At 62.9% G+C, this 15,742-nt stretch carries 13 protein-coding genes; 2 read left to right on the top strand and 11 right to left on the bottom strand.

The features are described 5' to 3' along the window. Positions 1 to 361: 361 nt before the first annotated feature. Both ACGYLI_RS17400 and cueR read left to right on the top strand, forming a co-directional pair. On the top strand, positions 362 to 2,869 hold the full coding sequence (locus tag ACGYLI_RS17400) for a heavy metal translocating P-type ATPase (RefSeq protein WP_394420095.1): 2,508 nt from the start codon (positions 362 to 364) through the stop codon (positions 2,867 to 2,869). 9 nt (positions 2,870 to 2,878) lie between these two features. Further along, positions 2,879 to 3,274: a Cu(I)-responsive transcriptional regulator gene (cueR, locus tag ACGYLI_RS17395; protein ID WP_394420094.1), complete on the top strand. Its 396-nt coding sequence runs from the start codon at positions 2,879 to 2,881 to the stop codon at positions 3,272 to 3,274. Positions 3,275 to 3,349: 75 nt separating this feature from the next. Here the strand turns inward: cueR and choV are convergent, their stop codons facing one another. The 11 genes from choV to ACGYLI_RS17340 form a co-directional block, all read right to left on the bottom strand. Then, complete coding sequence (choV, locus tag ACGYLI_RS17390) at positions 3,350 to 4,369, bottom strand: choline ABC transporter ATP-binding protein (protein WP_394420093.1); 1,020 nt, start codon at positions 4,367 to 4,369, stop codon at positions 3,350 to 3,352. After that, positions 4,366 to 5,199, bottom strand: coding sequence for a choline ABC transporter permease subunit (choW, locus tag ACGYLI_RS17385; RefSeq protein WP_093925898.1), 834 nt, complete (start codon positions 5,197 to 5,199; stop codon positions 4,366 to 4,368). Before choW ends, choV begins: the two co-directional genes overlap by 4 nt. An 86-nt stretch (positions 5,200 to 5,285) precedes the next feature. Further along, positions 5,286 to 6,206 carry a choline ABC transporter substrate-binding protein gene (choX, locus tag ACGYLI_RS17380; RefSeq protein ID WP_394420092.1) on the bottom strand — a complete coding sequence of 307 codons (921 nt, stop codon included), beginning with the start codon at positions 6,204 to 6,206 and terminating at the stop codon, positions 5,286 to 5,288. A 128-nt stretch (positions 6,207 to 6,334) separates the two neighbouring features. Continuing rightward, positions 6,335 to 7,951: a caspase family protein gene (locus ACGYLI_RS17375; protein ID WP_394420091.1), complete on the bottom strand. Its 1,617-nt coding sequence runs from the start codon at positions 7,949 to 7,951 to the stop codon at positions 6,335 to 6,337. A 119-nt stretch (positions 7,952 to 8,070) separates the two neighbouring features. Further along, entirely contained in the window at positions 8,071 to 8,466 is a 396-nt protein-coding gene (gene mnhG, locus ACGYLI_RS17370) for a monovalent cation/H(+) antiporter subunit G (RefSeq protein ID WP_394420090.1), read from the bottom strand. After that, a complete protein-coding gene (locus ACGYLI_RS17365) occupies positions 8,463 to 8,750 on the bottom strand; it encodes a K+/H+ antiporter subunit F (RefSeq protein ID WP_067630872.1) in 288 nt (95 codons plus the stop codon). Before ACGYLI_RS17365 ends, mnhG begins: the two co-directional genes overlap by 4 nt. After that, positions 8,747 to 9,247, bottom strand: a complete 501-nt coding sequence (locus ACGYLI_RS17360) for a Na+/H+ antiporter subunit E (protein WP_394420089.1) — start codon at positions 9,245 to 9,247, stop codon at positions 8,747 to 8,749. Before ACGYLI_RS17360 ends, ACGYLI_RS17365 begins: the two co-directional genes overlap by 4 nt. A 1-nt stretch (position 9,248) precedes the next feature. Further along, a complete protein-coding gene (locus ACGYLI_RS17355; protein ID WP_067260933.1) occupies positions 9,249 to 10,793 on the bottom strand; it encodes a monovalent cation/H+ antiporter subunit D in 1,545 nt (514 codons plus the stop codon). Further along, the gene (locus ACGYLI_RS17350) at positions 10,790 to 11,137 is read right to left on the bottom strand and encodes a Na+/H+ antiporter subunit C (protein ID WP_067260931.1); all 348 of its coding nucleotides are present in this window, start codon (positions 11,135 to 11,137) and stop codon (positions 10,790 to 10,792) included. The genes ACGYLI_RS17355 and ACGYLI_RS17350 overlap by 4 nt, the downstream gene beginning before the upstream one ends. Before the next feature lies 1 nt (position 11,138). Next, the gene (locus ACGYLI_RS17345; RefSeq protein ID WP_394420088.1) at positions 11,139 to 13,997 is read right to left on the bottom strand and encodes a monovalent cation/H+ antiporter subunit A; all 2,859 of its coding nucleotides are present in this window, start codon (positions 13,995 to 13,997) and stop codon (positions 11,139 to 11,141) included. 174 nt (positions 13,998 to 14,171) lie between these two features. Then, entirely contained in the window at positions 14,172 to 15,689 is a 1,518-nt protein-coding gene (locus ACGYLI_RS17340) for a malonyl-CoA synthase (RefSeq protein WP_271691598.1), read from the bottom strand. Positions 15,690 to 15,742 lie beyond the last annotated feature (53 nt).

The following is a 15,742-nucleotide window of genomic DNA, read 5'->3' as shown; positions in this document are numbered from 1 at the left end:
TGAGCTCATTCTGAGCACTCACGAAAGCGAAAACCCGACCGCAAGTAGATTCACAATGGGCCGCGGACGGCGCATACTGTAAAAATGCATATCTTTGCTCACAACCTTTTAAGACACAGCCTAGCGACGAAGCGGGTTCTGAGGACTTACGCAGAAAGGTATTAAGATATGCTTCCGGTTATAGGGGCGGTGAAGGGATAGGTGGTGGTCGCTCTTGTGCATATGCCTCTGTGCCCTAGCGGGCTGCAAAGCTGCCGCGCCTGTGCCGCCGTGCTACCAAATCAATTTTCCGAAAATGAACACTTGACCCTCCAGCGACTGGAAGCCCCATATTCAGCCCAAGACGAATAGAGGGCGTGAAATGGGCAAAGCGGAAACACTCACTTTTGGCGTGCAGAACATGAGCTGCGCGTCCTGTGTAGGGCGTGTCGAAAAAGCGCTAAACGCGCTGGAGGGGGTCGACGAGGCCCGGGTGAACCTTGCGGCAGAAGCCGTGCGCGTGACGGCACACCCCGCTTTTAACGCAGGCGAACTCGATGCCGCCTTGGCGCAGGCGGGCTACCCGGCACGCAAGACCACCCACCGTTTGCGGCTGTCGAACATGAGCTGCGCCTCCTGCGTGGGCCGTGTGGAGCGCGCGCTGCTTCCGGTGCCGGGGGTGCTCTCGGCCACGGTCAACCTCGCCAGCGAAGAGGCGCGGGTCGAAACCTTGGAAGACGCCGATCTTTTGCCCGCCCTGCGCGATGCGGCGGCAGAGGCGGGCTATCCCGTCAGCGTCGACACGCCCGAGGCGGGCACCCCCGACGCCGCGACGCGCAAGGAAGCGGAGGCCATCCACCTCAAACGGATGACCCTGCTGGCCGCCGCGCTCACCCTGCCCGTCTTTGTGCTTGAGATGGGCGGCCATCTGGTGCCCGCATTCCACCATTGGATCGCGGCGACCATCGGGATCGAGACAAGCTGGCTCATCCAGTTCCTCCTCACCACCCTCGTGCTGACATGGCCGGGCTGGCATTTCTATAGCAATGGCCTGCCTGCGCTGGCGAAGGGCGCGCCGGATATGAACTCTCTCGTGGCACTCGGATCGGGGGCGGCGTGGCTCTACTCGGTCACCGCGCTCTTCGCGCCGGGGATACTGCCCGAAGGCAGCCGCGTGGTCTATTTCGAAGCCGCCGCCGTCATCGTCACGCTGATCCTGCTGGGCCGCTATCTTGAGGCCCGCGCCAAGGGGCGCACCGGGGCCGCGATTGCCAAGCTCATGGGCCTGCGCGCCACCAGCGCACGAGTGGAGCGCGACGGCGCTGTCATCGAACTGCCCTTGGAAAAGATCGAAACCGGCGACATCATCTACCTCCGCCCCGGTGAGAAGATCGCCACCGACGGCATCGTCGTCGAAGGGCAATCCTACGTCGATGAAAGCATGATCACCGGTGAGCCTGTGCCGGTGGAGAAGACCGGCGGCGCGGCTCTTGTCGGCGGCACGCTCAATGGCACCGGCAGCCTGACCTATCGCGCCACCAAGGTGGGCGGCGACACGGTTCTGGCGCAGATCATCCGCATGGTCGAAGAGGCCCAAGGCGCGAAACTGCCCATTCAGGACTTGGTCAACCGCATCACCCTATGGTTCGTCCCCGCAGTGATCGCCGTGGCGTTGGTGACCTTTGGCCTGTGGCTGGCCTTCGGCCCCTCGCTCAGCCACGCATTGGTGGCGGCGGTGGCGGTGCTGATCATCGCCTGCCCCTGTGCCATGGGGCTCGCCACGCCCACGTCGATCATGGTCGGCACTGGGCGGGCGGCGCAACTGGGCGTGCTGTTCCGGCAAGGTGATGCGCTGCAAAGCCTGCAAAGCGTCACCACCGTTGCCCTGGACAAGACCGGCACGCTGACCAAGGGCACCCCCGAACTCACCGACCTCGTGCTGATGAACGACATGACCGAGGAGAGGCTGCTCCCGCTGATCGGCGCGGTCGAGGCGCGCTCGGAACATCCCATCGCCCAAGCCATCCTGCGCCGGGCCGAAGCGGCTGGCCCCGTGCCGCGCGAGGTGAGCGACTTCCAATCCCATACCGGCTACGGCGTCAGCGCATTGGTGGCGGGCCGCCGGATCACGCTGGGCGCGGACCGCCTGATGACCCGCGAGGGGATTGATCTGGGCAACGCTCAGCGGATCAGCGCGGATCTGGCCAAGGCCGGCAAAACCCCGCTTTTCGCGGCGATCGACGGCAAATTAGCGGCGGTCATCGCCGTGGCGGACCCGATCAAACCCGGCACGCCCGAGGCCATCGCGCGGCTGCACGACCTCAACCTCGAAGTGGCGATGATCACCGGCGACAACCGCGGCACGGCAGAGGCCATCGCGGCGCAACTGGGCATCGACCGCGTCGTCGCCGAGGTGCTGCCCGATGGCAAAGTGGCCGCCATCGACGACCTGAGAAAAGGCGACAACCGCATCGCCTACGTGGGCGACGGGATCAACGACGCGCCCGCGCTTGCGCAGGCCGATGTCGGGCTGGCCATCGGCACCGGCACTGATGTGGCGATCGAAGCGGCGGATGTGGTGCTGATGTCGGGCGATCTGCGCGGCGTGGTCAATGCCATCGACGTAAGCCAGCGCAGCATGGCGAATATCCGGCAAAACCTCTTCTGGGCCTTCGGCTATAACGTCCTGCTGATCCCCGTGGCCGCAGGGGCCTTCTACCCGCTGACCGGTTGGCTCTTGTCGCCCGCGCTGGCTGCCGGGGCGATGGCCTTGTCGAGCGTTTTCGTTCTCAGCAATGCCCTGCGCCTGCGCTGGATCGCCGCCCCTTTGAATGAGAGCGCCACCCCGTCCCACGGCCCCCGGGCCGCCGCCCCCGTGGCCGCAGAATAGGATCGTCCCATGAACATCGGAGAAGTCTCACAACGCACCGGGCTGCCGCCCAAAACCATCCGCTATTACGAGGATATCGGGCTGGTCAAACCCCTGCGCGACGCCAATGGCTACCGTGCCTTCCGCGAAAGCGAGATGCACAAGCTCGCCTTTCTGGGCCGCGCCCGCACGCTGGGGTTCAGCATCGAAGATTGCCGCAACCTGCTGGCGCTATGGGAGGACAAGAACCGTGCCAGCGCCGATGTGCGCGCCATCGCCAAGGACCATCTGGCCCAGATCGAGGCCAAGATCAGCGGCCTGCAAGAGATGCGCGACACGCTCAGCACGCTGGTCCGCGATTGTGCGGGCGATGATCGACCCGACTGTCCGATCCTAAAGACCTTGGGCACCGCAGCGGCCATATAACCACCGCTTTCCATAGCAAAGGGCGCCGCCCAGCCAAGCCGGGCGGCGCCTTTTGCGTTCAAGTCAGAGCAAAGCCTAGGCTTTGAGACGGTCCACGATACTATGCGCGGTGACGGTCCCGATCTGAGCGCCGTCTTCCATAACGGCAATCGCGGCATCGGCCCCACGCAGACGGTCCATCAATTCGCGCACCGGGGTCTCGGCTGTGGTCTCGCCTTGGGTGGCAGCACCATCATCCGCGCCCATCACATCGCGGGCGGTCAGCACCTCAAGCGGGTTCATATTGGCCACGAATTCCGCCACATAGTCCGAAGCGGGGTTTGAGAAAATCTCGCGCGGGGTGCCGATCTGCACGATGCGCCCCCCTTCCATGATGGCAATACGCCCGCCCAGTTTGAACGCCTCATCAAGGTCATGGCTGACGAAAATGATCGTGCGGTTAAGATCGCGTTGCAGGTCCAACAACTCATCCTGCAACCGCGTGCGGATCAGCGGATCGAGCGCTGAAAAAGGCTCATCCATCAGCAGGATCGGCGCTTCGGTGGCAAAGGCACGGGCAAGGCCCACACGCTGCTGCATGCCGCCCGAAAGCTCCCCCACCTTGCGGTCAGCCCAGTCGCTGAGCCCCACCAGCTTCAACTGCCGCTCGGCCCGCTCCAACCGCTCGCCCTTGGGCACATTGGACAGTTCCAACCCAAGCGCCACATTGTCGCGCACCGTGCGCCAAGGCAGCAGGCCGAACTGTTGGAACACCATCGACACGCCTTCACGACGCACCCGGCGCAGCTCTGCCGCGTTGCTCTCATGCACATCGCAGGACCAGCCCTCGGCATGGACCCGCACGGTGCCGCGCACCATCGGGTTCAGCCCGTTCACCGCCCGCAACAGCGTTGATTTGCCCGAGCCCGACAGGCCCATCAGCACAAGGATCTCACCATTCTCAACGGTGAGCGAGCAATCATGCACGCCCAGCACCTGCCCAGTCGCCGCTTCGATCTCGGCGCGGCTTTGGCCGTCGTCCATCAGCGGCAGCGCCTTCTCCGGCTTGTCGCCAAAGACGATGGATACGTTATCGAATTCTACTGCTTTCGTCATTTCCGTCCCACCCGCAGGATACGGTCGAGCATGATCGCCACGACAACGATCACCAACCCGGATTCAAATCCCAAGCCAGTGTTGACTTGGTTCAGGGCACGCACCACCGGCACGCCCAAACCGTCTGCGCCCACCAATGCTGCGATCACCACCATCGACAGCGACAGCATGATGGTCTGGTTCAGACCCGTCATGATCTGCGGCAACGCATAGGGCAGCTCAATCTTCCACAGCGTCTGGCGCGGCTTGGCGCCGAACGCCTGCGCGGCCTCAAGAAGCGCCTTGGGGGTCGAGGAGATGCCAAGCTGCGTCAGCCGGATCGGCGCGGGCAAAACGAAGATCACCGTAGCGATCAACCCGGGCACCATGCCGATGCCGAAAAAGACAATCGCGGGGATCAGATAGACGAAGGTCGGCAGCGTCTGCATCAGGTCCAAGACCGGGGCCACCCATGCGTAAAGTCGGGGCCGATGCGCCACGGCGATGCCAATCGGCACGCCCACGCCCATGCAGACCACACAGGCCGAAAGGACGAGCGTCAGGCTCTCCATCGTCTCTTCCCAGTAATCTTGGTTAAGAATGAACAGGAAACCCAACACCACAAAGGCCACGGTCTTCCAATTGCGCTGAATGCCCCAAGTGATCGCGGCGAAGACGGCGATCAGGATCAGCGGATGCGGGGTTTGCAGTACCCAGAGGATCGCCTCGATCAGCCGCTCCATCAGGTCCGACAGCCCGTCAAAGAACCACGCCCCGTTCGTTTGCAACCAATCCAGCGCGTCTTCGGCCACATCGGCCACGGGGATCTTGTTTTCTGTCAGCCAGTCCATGTCAGTCCTTCAGGATTGGAGAATTGCGCATGAGAATGACCCGCCCCATCAATCTGGAGCGGGTCTTGTCCATCATAGCGTGAGGATCACTTCAACGAAGCGACAGCTTCCATCGCATCGCCGCCATCGACGGTGGTCACACCGTCCAGCCATGTGTCGAGCACGTCGGCGTTCGCCTTGATCCAAGCGGCGGCGGCCTCTTCCGGCTTTTCGCCGTCATCGAGGATAGCGCCCATGATCTCATTCTCCATCTCAAGGCTGAATTCGAGGTTCTGGAGGAATTTGCCAAGGTTCGGGCATTCTTCGACGAAACCGGCGCGGGTGTTGGTGTAAACCGTCGCACCGCCCAGATCGGGGCCAAAGTAATCGTCACCACCTTCAAGATAGGTCAGGTCGAAGTTGGCGTTCATCGGATGCGGCTCCCAACCAAGGAAGACAACAGGCTCTTCCTTGCGGCTGGCGCGCTGGACCTGAGCCAACATGCCCTGCTCAGAGGATTCAACGACTTCGAATTCGCCGAGTTCAAAGGCATTCTCGTCGATCATCGACTGGATCAGGCGGTTGCCATCATTGCCCGGCTCGATGCCGTAGATCTTGCCATCAAGCGCGTCTGCATTGGCGGCGATGTCGGCGAAGGTCTTGATGCCCATATCCGCGGCGGCCTTGTTCACGGCCAGCGTGTATTTCGCGCCTTCAAGGTTCGCGCGCACGGTGTCAACGCTGCCCTCTTCGCGGTATTTGGCGATATCGCCTTCCATCGTCGGCATCCAGTTGCCCAAGAACACGTCGATGTCGCCCGATGCCATGGAGGTATAGGTCACCGGCACGGCGAGGATCTTGGTCTCGGTGTCATAGCCAAGCGCGTCGAGCACGACAGAGGCGGCGGCGGTGGTGGCGGTGATGTCGGTCCAGCCGACGTCGGAGAAGGTGACTTCGCTACATTCGGCAGCGGCCAGCGAGGTCGCAGCGACCGTCGCCAAAGCGGATGTCATAAGCAGTTTTTTCATTGGTGTTCTCCCCAGAGAAGTTTTTATTGACTGATGCGCCAATCAAAAGCCATCGGCCGCGATATTGCAACCGGATTAATTTTGCCAACTTACTGGAGGGCAAAATGCAATACTACTTGTTTCAAAACTCACTCCCGCGCGGCCTGTTTGGGGCGTAGAACCGGGGTGACATTTTCACCCGCGCCGGGCTCTGGCTCGGCATCGATTTCGGGGGTGTCTTCGGCTTGGGTTGTCGTCTCTTGGTCAGGCTTCTCCTGCGGCGTCTCGGATGCTATCGGAGACGTTTCCGACGTCTCGGCCTGCGGCGTTTCTTCAGTTATTTCCTCGGCTTCGCCGGGAAGCGCGCCAGCCTCCATCCCAAACGCCGCGCGGATCGCGGCTTGGGTACCGTCGCCATAAAGCCCGTCGATCGCACCGTCATAAAACCCGAAATCCGACAGCTTGCGTTGCAGCGCTTTGCGGGTGTCGCTGTTGAACAAACGCGGCTCCTCCTGCATCAGCCCCAGCAAGGTGCCATCCCCAGCCCGCAGCGCGCGATAGAGGTAGAGCGCGGCATCCGCAGCCCCGCGCCCCGGCACTTTGTCATCGTCGATCATCGCGGCAAAGTTGAACATCGCAGCAGGGTGACGCCTGTCGGCTGCACGGCGGAAGTAATCAAGCGCCAGTTCGGGGTCGGCCTCCTGCCCCAATTCGCCCTGCAAATGGATGAAGCCCAGATCGTTCAACGCCCCGGCATGGCCCCGCTCGGCAGCGTCGCGATAAAGCTGCATCGCGCGGTCCTCGTCTTGCTCTACCCCTCGGCCCTCTTCGTAAAGCTGGGCCAGTTGATACCGCGCCTCGGCTGAGCCGGTCTCAATCGCGCGCATGAGCTGCGCCGCCGCATTCTGCGGATCATAGCGCGGATCGTCGGGATCGCTTTGCAGGGCGGCGAGGCCGAGTTGCGAGCGGGTATCGCCCTGCCCCGCCAATTCGGCCAAACGCTGGCCCTGCGTCTCGTTCAAATCGGCCCAGCCCCCCGGGGCCGCTTCCCCGTCGCCGCTGCCAAGGAAAAACGGCGTGGGGTTCAACCGCCCAAAACGCCGCGCCGAGAGGCTGCCACCGCTGCGGCTGCGCAAAGCCGCGCGGAAATCGTCCAGCATAGCCCCGACCTCGACCTCTGGCTCGGCCACCACCTCGGCCAGCGTTTCGGCGAAAAGGCCCGCGTTTTCACCGCTCTCGTCACAAGCGCCCACCTCGCCAGAAGTCACGACCAAGGTGCCAAGGCGTGGCTCAGGCGGTGGCAGGGGCGCGGTGGCTTGCTGCGGAGCGGCGTGGCAGTTGTCGAGCAGAACAAGCCGTATCTGCCGGGCCTTGCCCGCCGCACGCAGGAGCGCAGGCAAGGCCACCCCCTCGCGCCGCAGCGTAGAGGCCGGGGCCAAGGGCGCGTCGACCGGGATCAGATAGCTCTGCCCGCCGGAGGCGACACGGCGGCCTGCGTAGTAAATCAGGGCGATATCCGCCGTTTCGGCCTGAAAGGCAAAGTCGGAAAGCGCTTGTTTGAACGCCGCGCTCTCAGCGTCGATCAGCGTGGTGACGTCAAAGCCCTGCCCCTCCAGCGCCTCAGTCAGCCGCGCCGCATCCGCGCCCGGGCCGTCAAGCGTGGCGGCGTCCTCATAGGCGGAGTTCCCGATCACCATCGCCACACGGTCTTGCGCCGCCGCGGCGAAGGGCAAGAACAACATCAGCAGAAGCGCGGTCAAACGCATATGGCAGGATCCTTTCGGTCAGCTTCGGTTGGGCAGCGCCGCCCATTAACCTATGCTGGCAGGAAAAGGTTTCCACCATCGTAACAGTTTGAAATGAATCCGACCTTGCCCCCCCTGCCTCAGGCGTGGGGCGATGTCTCCTCGATCTCGCGGTCTTCTTCCGGCACGTTGAGCGTGGCCCAAGTATCGCCATCCGGCAACTCAGGCGGGTTTGGCAGGCAATCGCGACGGTGAATGTTCGCCTTGGCCATGAAGTTGGCCGAGACCGGCGCGGTGACAAAGATGAATGCCATGATCAGCAGCTCATGCAGCGACCCCGTGCCCGAAAGGAAAGAGTTCACCATGGCCGCCAGCAGATAGGCCCCGATCCCCAGCGTCGCGGCCTTGGTCGGCGCGTGCAGACGGGTCATGGGATCATTCAGCTTGAGCAGGCCAATCCCGGCGACAAGCACAAAGAAACTGCCGATCACCAGCAGCGCGATAACGAAATAGGTGGCGATGACGTCGGGGCTCATTCGATGATATCTCCGCGCAGGACGAAACGGGCATAGGCCACGGTCGAGACGAAGCCGAGCATGGCGATGATCAGCGCGGCCTCGAAATAGATCTGCGTGCCCTGTAGGATGCCCAGCAAAACGATGATGCCGATGGCGTTGATGAACATCGTGTCCAGCGCCAGAATGCGGTCCCCGGTGCCAGGGCCGATCCACAGACGGATCATCGCCATGAACTGCGCTATGGCGACGAGGGTCAGCGCGCCGTAGAGCGCCAGCGTCAAAAGGTCGGTCGCTTGGGTCATACGAAAATCTCCTTCAAGCGGCGTTCGTAGCGGTCTTTGATCTCATCGCGCACCGCGACGGGGTCGCTCGCGTCCAGCGCGTGTACCAAAAGGTAGCGCCCGTTGTCCGACAGGTCCGCCGAGACGGTGCCGGGGGTCAGCGTGATGGTGCCCATCAGGATCGTGATCGCCTCGGGTTCTTTCAGGTCCAACGGCACGACGACCCAAGCGGGCGACATGCTGGCGTTGGATTTGGTCAGGATGATCCAAGCCACCTGAATATTGGCGATAACGATATCCCAGATCACCAAAAGCACATAGGCCAGCGTCCGCAGCGGGCGGATGCCCTGCGCACGGTCGGTCCACCAGCGCGCGGTCAGGATCGGGATCACGACACCAAGGATCAGGCCAAAGACCAACATGCCTGCGCTGAACTTGTTTTGCAGCAGGATCCACACCGCGGTCAGCAGCAGGGTCAGAAACGGGTGCGGCAAGAGCCAACGGATCGGTCGCATCATGTCAATGGGCCTCCTCTTTGCCGTCCGACAGTTTGCCGGGGGTCTCCAACACGGTGGTCAGGTAACGTTCCGGCCCGAACAATTGCTTTGAAATCGCAGTGGCATATTGGGTGGCCGGTCCGGCCAGCAGTGTATGCGCCACCAGCAGGGCCAAGAGCCCGCCCACCGCGACATAGCTCAGCGCCGAGGGGCGCTCGGCCGGGGTCGCCCCCTCCTCCGGCGTGACGCTGCGCGCCTTCCAGAAGACCACGCTGCCCGCGCGGCCAAAGCCCACGAGGCTCAAAAGGCTCGCGCCCAAGATCACGGCCCAGATCCAGACCCAAGCATCGCTGGCGGCGGCGGCATCCATGATCAGCAGCTTGCCCAGAAAGCCCGAAAGCGGCGGCACGCCGACCATGGCGATGGCCGCGACAAAGAACAGGGCCGAGGTCAGCTTGGCCCCCGCCACCTGCGGCTGCGCCGTCAGATCGAGATTGTCGCGCCCGGCCCGCGCCAGATCGGCGATCAGGAACAGCGCGCCCGCGGCCAGTGTCGAATGCACAATATAATAGAGCGCCGCGGCGATCCCCTCGGGCGTGAACAGCGCGATTGAGATCATCACCATACCCATGGAGCCGATGACGGAAAAGGCCACCATACGGTCCAACTGCTTGGCCGCCAGCACGCCGATCATGCCAAGCGCCAGCGACAGCAGTGCTGCGGGCAGCAGCCATGTGGTGTGCAGATCCGCCGTCACGGCCAGTTCGGGCGGGAAGATCAGCGTATAGACGCGGATGATCGCATAGGCGCCGACCTTGGTCATGATGGCGAAAAGCGCCGCCACCGGGCCGGGCGCTTCGGCATAGCTCGACGGGAGCCAGAAATGCAGCGGCACCACGGCGGCTTTGACCGCAAAGACCATCAAGAGCAGCACCGCCGCAATGCGGATGCCCACGGTCGCGCCCGCGTCGATCAGGGCAACGCGCTGCGCCAGATCGGCCATGTTGAGCGTTCCCGTCTCAGCATAGATCGCGCCGAGCGCAAAGAGGAACAGCGTCGAGCCCAGCAAGTTATAGAGCACATATTGCACCCCTGCCCGCAGACGCGGCGTGCCACCGGCGTGGATCATCAACCCGTAGGAGGCGATCAGCAGCACTTCGAAAAAGACGAAGAGGTTGAAAAGGTCGCCCGTCAGGAAGGCGCCCATGATCCCCATCAGCTGGAACTGGAACAGCGCATGAAAATGCCGCCCGCGCTCGTCCCATTTGGAGCCGATGACATAGAGCAGCACAAACAGCGCCAGCACCGCCGTCAGCGTGACCATCAGCGTCGACAGGCGGTCGCCGACCAGCACGATGCCAAAGGGCGCGGCCCAATCGCTGAGACGGTAGAGCATGACATTGCCGCTCGCCGCCTCGACCGAGAGGCCAAGCCCCACGACGACCAGCGCAAGCGCGCCAAAAAGCGACAGCACCCGTTGGATGGTGATGTGATAGCGTGCGGCCAGAATGATGAAAGGCGCGATAAACGCAGGCAGCACGATGGGCAGGATCAGCCAATGGGTCATGTGCGGTCCTCCGCCTTGGTATCGGTCAGCGGCTCGTCCACATGATCATCCTTATTGCCCAGATAGGCCCCGAGGGCGATCATCACCACCACGGCGGTCATGCCAAAGGAAATCACGATGGCGGTCAGCACCAGCGCTTGGGGCAGCGGATCGGTATAGCGCGCGGCATCGCTCAGGATCGGCGGCGCGCCCACGGTCAAACGGCCAGAAGCAAAGAGAAAGACGTTCACCGCATAGGTCAGCAGCGACGTGCCCATGATGACGGGAAAGCTCCGCAAGCGCAGCACGAGGTAGAGGCCAGAGGCCGTCAGGATGCCGATGGCGGATGCGACGAGAAGTTCCATGTTATGCCTCCGCCTTGGTGTTGTCTTCGCGCGATGGGTCGATGTCCATCGGGTGATCGGCCTCGGGCACATGCGCCCGGCGGGCCAGCCGCGAGAAGCTTTCGAGCGACAGCATCACCGCACCGACCACAGCAAGGAACACGCCCAGATCGAACAGCGCCGCCGTCGCCAGTTCGAATTTGTCGAAGGGCGGGATGCGCACATAGGTGAAGTCCGACGTGAGGAAGGGTTTGGCAAAGAGCCACGATCCGATCCCCGTCAGCCCCGCGATCAAGACGCCGGTGCCGATGATCCCATGATAGGGATAACGCAGCCGCGCCGAGGCCCAGGCAAAGCCGCTGGCCATATATTGCATCACCACGGCGATAGAGACGATCAGACCGGCGATGAAACCGCCGCCCGGCTCGTTATGGCCGCGCAGGAAGATGTAGAAACCCACCATCAGCACCACCGGCATGATCACGCGGGTCATCACCACCATCATCATCGGGTGCCGGTCGCCCGCGCGCGGCTGGTCGGGCTTGCGGTTCAGCAAACGCGCCCGCACCGGGCCCGAGAGCAGCGTCTCGGTCAGCGCGTAGATCAGCAGGGCGGCAATGCCCAGCACGATGATCTCACCATAGGTGTCAAAGCCCCGGAAATCGACGAGGATCACGTTCACCACATTGGTACCGCCGCCACCCTTGTAGGAGTTGGCAAGGTGGAATTCGGAAATGCTCGGCGCGACGGTGTCGCGCAGCAGATAGTGATAGGACAGCGCCATGGTCGCCGCCCCCGCCGCGAGGGAGACGACAACGTCCCGCGTCCGACGCAGCACGCTGCTTTCGATCGGTGTGCGGTTGGGCAGGAAGTTCAGCGCCAAAAGCAGCAGGATGATCGTCACCACCTCGACCGTCAGCTGGGTCATCGCCAAGTCAGGCGCGCTGAAGAAGACGAAACCGGCCGAGACGATCAGCCCGACGATGCCGATCAGGATCAGCGACAACAGGCGGTTGCGGTGCAGGAAGACAAGGCCGCAGGCCGCCGCGACCAGCATCAGCCAGCCCGCGATCTGCACGGCGTTGGTCGGCTGAAGCTCACGGGTCGCCGCCCCGACGGTGCCGGTGGCCCAAGCGTGATAGCCCACGCCCACGACGGTCACCGCCATCACGGCGGCATAGCGCGAGAAGGCCCCATTGTGCAGCCGCAGCGATACCGCCTGCGACAGGCCGACAGAGGCCGCGATGATCCGGTCAAAGATGCGCTTGGCCTCGGGCCGGGGTGCGGCATCCCAGACGCGCAGCAAGGGGGTGAAGAGCGCCAGCAGGATCAGCCCGCCCACGACCGCGATGATCGACATATAAAGCGCCGGACCCAGCCCGTGCCAGATTTTGAAATGCGCAGAAGACATCTGGGCCGCATCGCCAAGGACAGAGGCGGTCACCAGCTTGACGAAAGGCTCGGCCAGAAACGGCGCGAGGCCGATCACCACCACGGGAATGATCAAGAGCGCCGGCGGCAGCCACAGACCGGGCTTGGGATCATGCGGGTGGTCGGGATAGTCGTCACGTTCCTTGCCAAGGAAGGTATGGCCGATCAGCCGGAAACTATAGGCCGCCGAGAAGAGCGCGCCGAAGGTTGCAAGCGCAGGCACCAGCCACGGCAGATCGAAGAGCGTGGTGTGCAGCGTCTCTTCCAACATCATCTCTTTCGACAGGAAGCCATTGAACAGCGGGATCCCCGCCATCGAAAGCGACGCCAGTGTGGCGATCACGAAGGTTACCGGCATCAGATGCCGCAGCCCGCCCAAACGGCGGATGTCGCGCGTATGCACCGCGTGATCCACGATCCCCGCCGACATAAAAAGCGCGGCCTTGAAGGTCGCGTGGTTCAGGATGTGAAACACCGCCGCCAGCGCGCCAAAGGCCGTGCCAGTGCCCAGAAGCATGGTAATCAGACCAAGGTGACTGACGGTCGAGAAAGCCAAGAGCGCCTTCAGGTCATGTTTGAACAGCGCGATCACCGCGCCCAGCACCATTGTGATCAGCCCCGCCGTGGTGACGATGACGAACCATTCGGGCGTGCCCGAGAGCACCGGCCACATCCGCGCCATCAGGAAGATACCTGCCTTCACCATCGTGGCGGAGTGCAGATAGGCCGAAACCGGCGTTGGTGCTGCCATGGCGTGGGGCAACCAGAAGTGGAAGGGGAACTGCGCGGACTTGGTAAAACAGCCCAGCAGGATCAGGATCAGCGCGGGCAGATAGAGCGGGGAAGCTTGGATCGCCTCGCGGTTTTCAAGGATCACGCTCAGGTCATAGCTGCCGACGATCTGCCCCAGCAGCAACATGCCACCGATCATCGCAAGGCCGCCCATGCCGGTCACGGTCAGCGCCATCCGCGCGCCTTGGCGGCCTTCGGGCAGATGCTTCCAATAGCCGATCAACAGGAAGGACGACAGCGAGGTCAGCTCCCAGAAGATTAGCAAGATCAATACGTTATCGCTTAGAACAATACCGACCATCGCGCCTTGGAAGAGCAATAGATAGGTGAAGAACTCACCCATATGATCGTCGCGCGACAGGTAAGAGCGCGCATAGGCGATGATGAGCAGACCGATGCCAAGGATCAGGCAGGCAAAGAAAAAGCCAAGACTGTCGAGCATCAAGGTCAGGTTCAGACCAAGCTGCGGGATCCAATCAACCCGCGCGGTCAGCACCTCTCCGGCCAATACGGCGGGCAGATGGGTCAGCAGGCCGACAAAGGCCACGAGGGTAACCATGAAGGTGACCCCGGCGCAGGCTTGGCGCCCTGCGGAATTCATCAGTCCGGGTAGCAAAGCACCAAGGAAAGGCAAGGCAACGATAAGGAAGAGGGACACGCGAACTCCTGATCTAGCGGACTGAAAGGTCACCACGTTCTGTAGAAATTTTCCCGGCACCTCAAGCGAAACCGGGCATTAAACGCCAGATTGTCGCAGGTTACGCCCCCGCCCTACCCCGTGGGAGGGAGATGCCCGTGCCTTTGCCCGTCCGACAGTCCCCCTCGGGCCGCGTCACCCCGGCTGGAAGAGGTTCCGGTAGTTTTCGCGCAGCACGTTCTTTTGCACCTTACCCATCGTGTTGCGCGGCAGTTCCGGCAGCACGATCAACTTCTGGGGCTGTTTGAACTTGGCCAGCGATCCGGCCACGCCCTCAGCGATCTGCTCCACGTCCAGCTCCACCCCCCTGCGCGCCACCAGCACCGCCACCACGCTTTCGCCGAAATCGGGGTGCGGCACGCCGATCACCGCGCTTTCCAACACGCCCGGTTGGTCGTCGAGCAGCAGTTCGACCTCTTTGGGGTAGATGTTGTAACCGCCCGAGATGATCAGATCCTTGTCGCGGCCCACGATGGTGACATAGCCATCCGCATCGCGCCGCCCCAGATCGCCGGTGATGAAAAACCCGTCTTCGCGCAATTCGGCGGCAGTCTTCTCGGGCATTTGCCAATAGCCCTTGAAGACATTCGGCCCCCGCACTTCGATGCTGCCAATCTCGCCATCCGGCAGGGTCGCGCCGGTTTCGGGGTCGGTGATCTTCAACTCCACATCCGGCAGCGGCAGGCCCACAGTGCCGGCGCGGCGCTCGCCCTCATAGGGGTTACTGGTGTTCATATTGGTCTCGGTCATGCCGTAACGCTCAAGGATACGGTGGCCGGTCCGGGTCTCGAAATCCACATGGGTTTCCGCCAGCAGCGGGGCGGAGCCCGAGATGAACAGCCGCATATTCGCCGCCGTCTCACTGGTAAAACGCGCGTCGTCCAACAGCCGGGTGTAGAAGGTGGGCACCCCCATCATCGCGGTGGCATGGGGCATCCGGTCGATCAGTCGGTCGATGTCGAGCTTGGGCATAAAGATCATCGCGCCCCCCGCCACCAGCGTCACATTGGTCGCCACGAACAGCCCGTGGGTATGGAAGATCGGCAGCGCATGGAGCAGCACGTCTGCATTGGTAAAACGCCACAGATCGGCCAGCGTCTGCGCGTTGGACAAAAGGTTCGCCTGCGTTAGCATTGCCCCCTTTGAGCGCCCCGTCGTGCCGGAGGTATAGAGGAATGCCGCCAGATCATCAGCCTCACGCGCGACGGTCTCGAACTGATCGGGGGCCGAGGCTGCGCGGTCCGCAAAACTGCCATCGTTTTCGGTGCCCAGCGTCTCAAGCTGGCAGCCCGTGTCCTTGGCCAGCGGCGCCATCTCATTGCGCCGCGCAGGCTGGCAGACGAAAGCCGCCGCCCCGCTGTCGGTCACGAAATAGCGCACCTCATCCGCCGTATAGGCCGGGTTCAGCGGCAGAAAGATCACCCCCGCCTGCACGCAAGCGGCATAGAGCGCCAGAGCATCCGCGGATTTGTCGATCTGCACCGCCAGCCGGTCACCCGGCTTCACCCCCAGCTCGGTTAGCACATTGGCAAAGCGGCCCGCCCGGCTCAGAAAGCCCGCATGGGTCAGCGTCACCCCGCCGTCGAGGTGCAAAAAGGCGGTCGTCTTGCCCGCGTGACGGCCAAACAGAGTGTCATAAAGGGGGTTTGCCATCACGGTGCTCCTCACGTGTTGTTCTTGGGAAAGCCGATTGGCTCCTCGCGGAA

Origin of the sequence: Sulfitobacter sp. 1A13421 (assembly GCF_043557285.1) — a bacterium.
GTDB classification, from domain to species: Bacteria; Pseudomonadota; Alphaproteobacteria; order Rhodobacterales; family Rhodobacteraceae; genus Sulfitobacter; species Sulfitobacter faviae.
The sequence above is the reverse complement of the archived record's forward strand: the minus strand, read 5'-3'. Positions and strand labels throughout refer to the sequence as shown.

Coding starts and splice junctions, on each gene's coding strand:
- choV (WP_394420093.1), bottom strand. CDS start 4,369: ATGACGAAAGCAGTAGAATTCGATAACGTATCCATCGTCTTTGGCGAC.
- ACGYLI_RS17400 (WP_394420095.1), top strand. CDS start 362: ATGGGCAAAGCGGAAACACTCACTTTTGGCGTGCAGAACATGAGCTGC.
- cueR (WP_394420094.1), top strand. CDS start 2,879: ATGAACATCGGAGAAGTCTCACAACGCACCGGGCTGCCGCCCAAAACC.
- choX (WP_394420092.1), bottom strand. CDS start 6,206: ATGAAAAAACTGCTTATGACATCCGCTTTGGCGACGGTCGCTGCGACC.
- mnhG (WP_394420090.1), bottom strand. CDS start 8,466: ATGAGCCCCGACGTCATCGCCACCTATTTCGTTATCGCGCTGCTGGTG.
- choW (WP_093925898.1), bottom strand. CDS start 5,199: ATGGACTGGCTGACAGAAAACAAGATCCCCGTGGCCGATGTGGCCGAA.
- ACGYLI_RS17350 (WP_067260931.1), bottom strand. CDS start 11,137: ATGGAACTTCTCGTCGCATCCGCCATCGGCATCCTGACGGCCTCTGGC.
- ACGYLI_RS17360 (WP_394420089.1), bottom strand. CDS start 9,247: ATGATGCGACCGATCCGTTGGCTCTTGCCGCACCCGTTTCTGACCCTG.
- ACGYLI_RS17355 (WP_067260933.1), bottom strand. CDS start 10,793: ATGACCCATTGGCTGATCCTGCCCATCGTGCTGCCTGCGTTTATCGCG.
- ACGYLI_RS17365 (WP_067630872.1), bottom strand. CDS start 8,750: ATGACCCAAGCGACCGACCTTTTGACGCTGGCGCTCTACGGCGCGCTG.
- ACGYLI_RS17375 (WP_394420091.1), bottom strand. CDS start 7,951: ATGCGTTTGACCGCGCTTCTGCTGATGTTGTTCTTGCCCTTCGCCGCG.
- ACGYLI_RS17340 (WP_271691598.1), bottom strand. CDS start 15,689: ATGGCAAACCCCCTTTATGACACTCTGTTTGGCCGTCACGCGGGCAAG.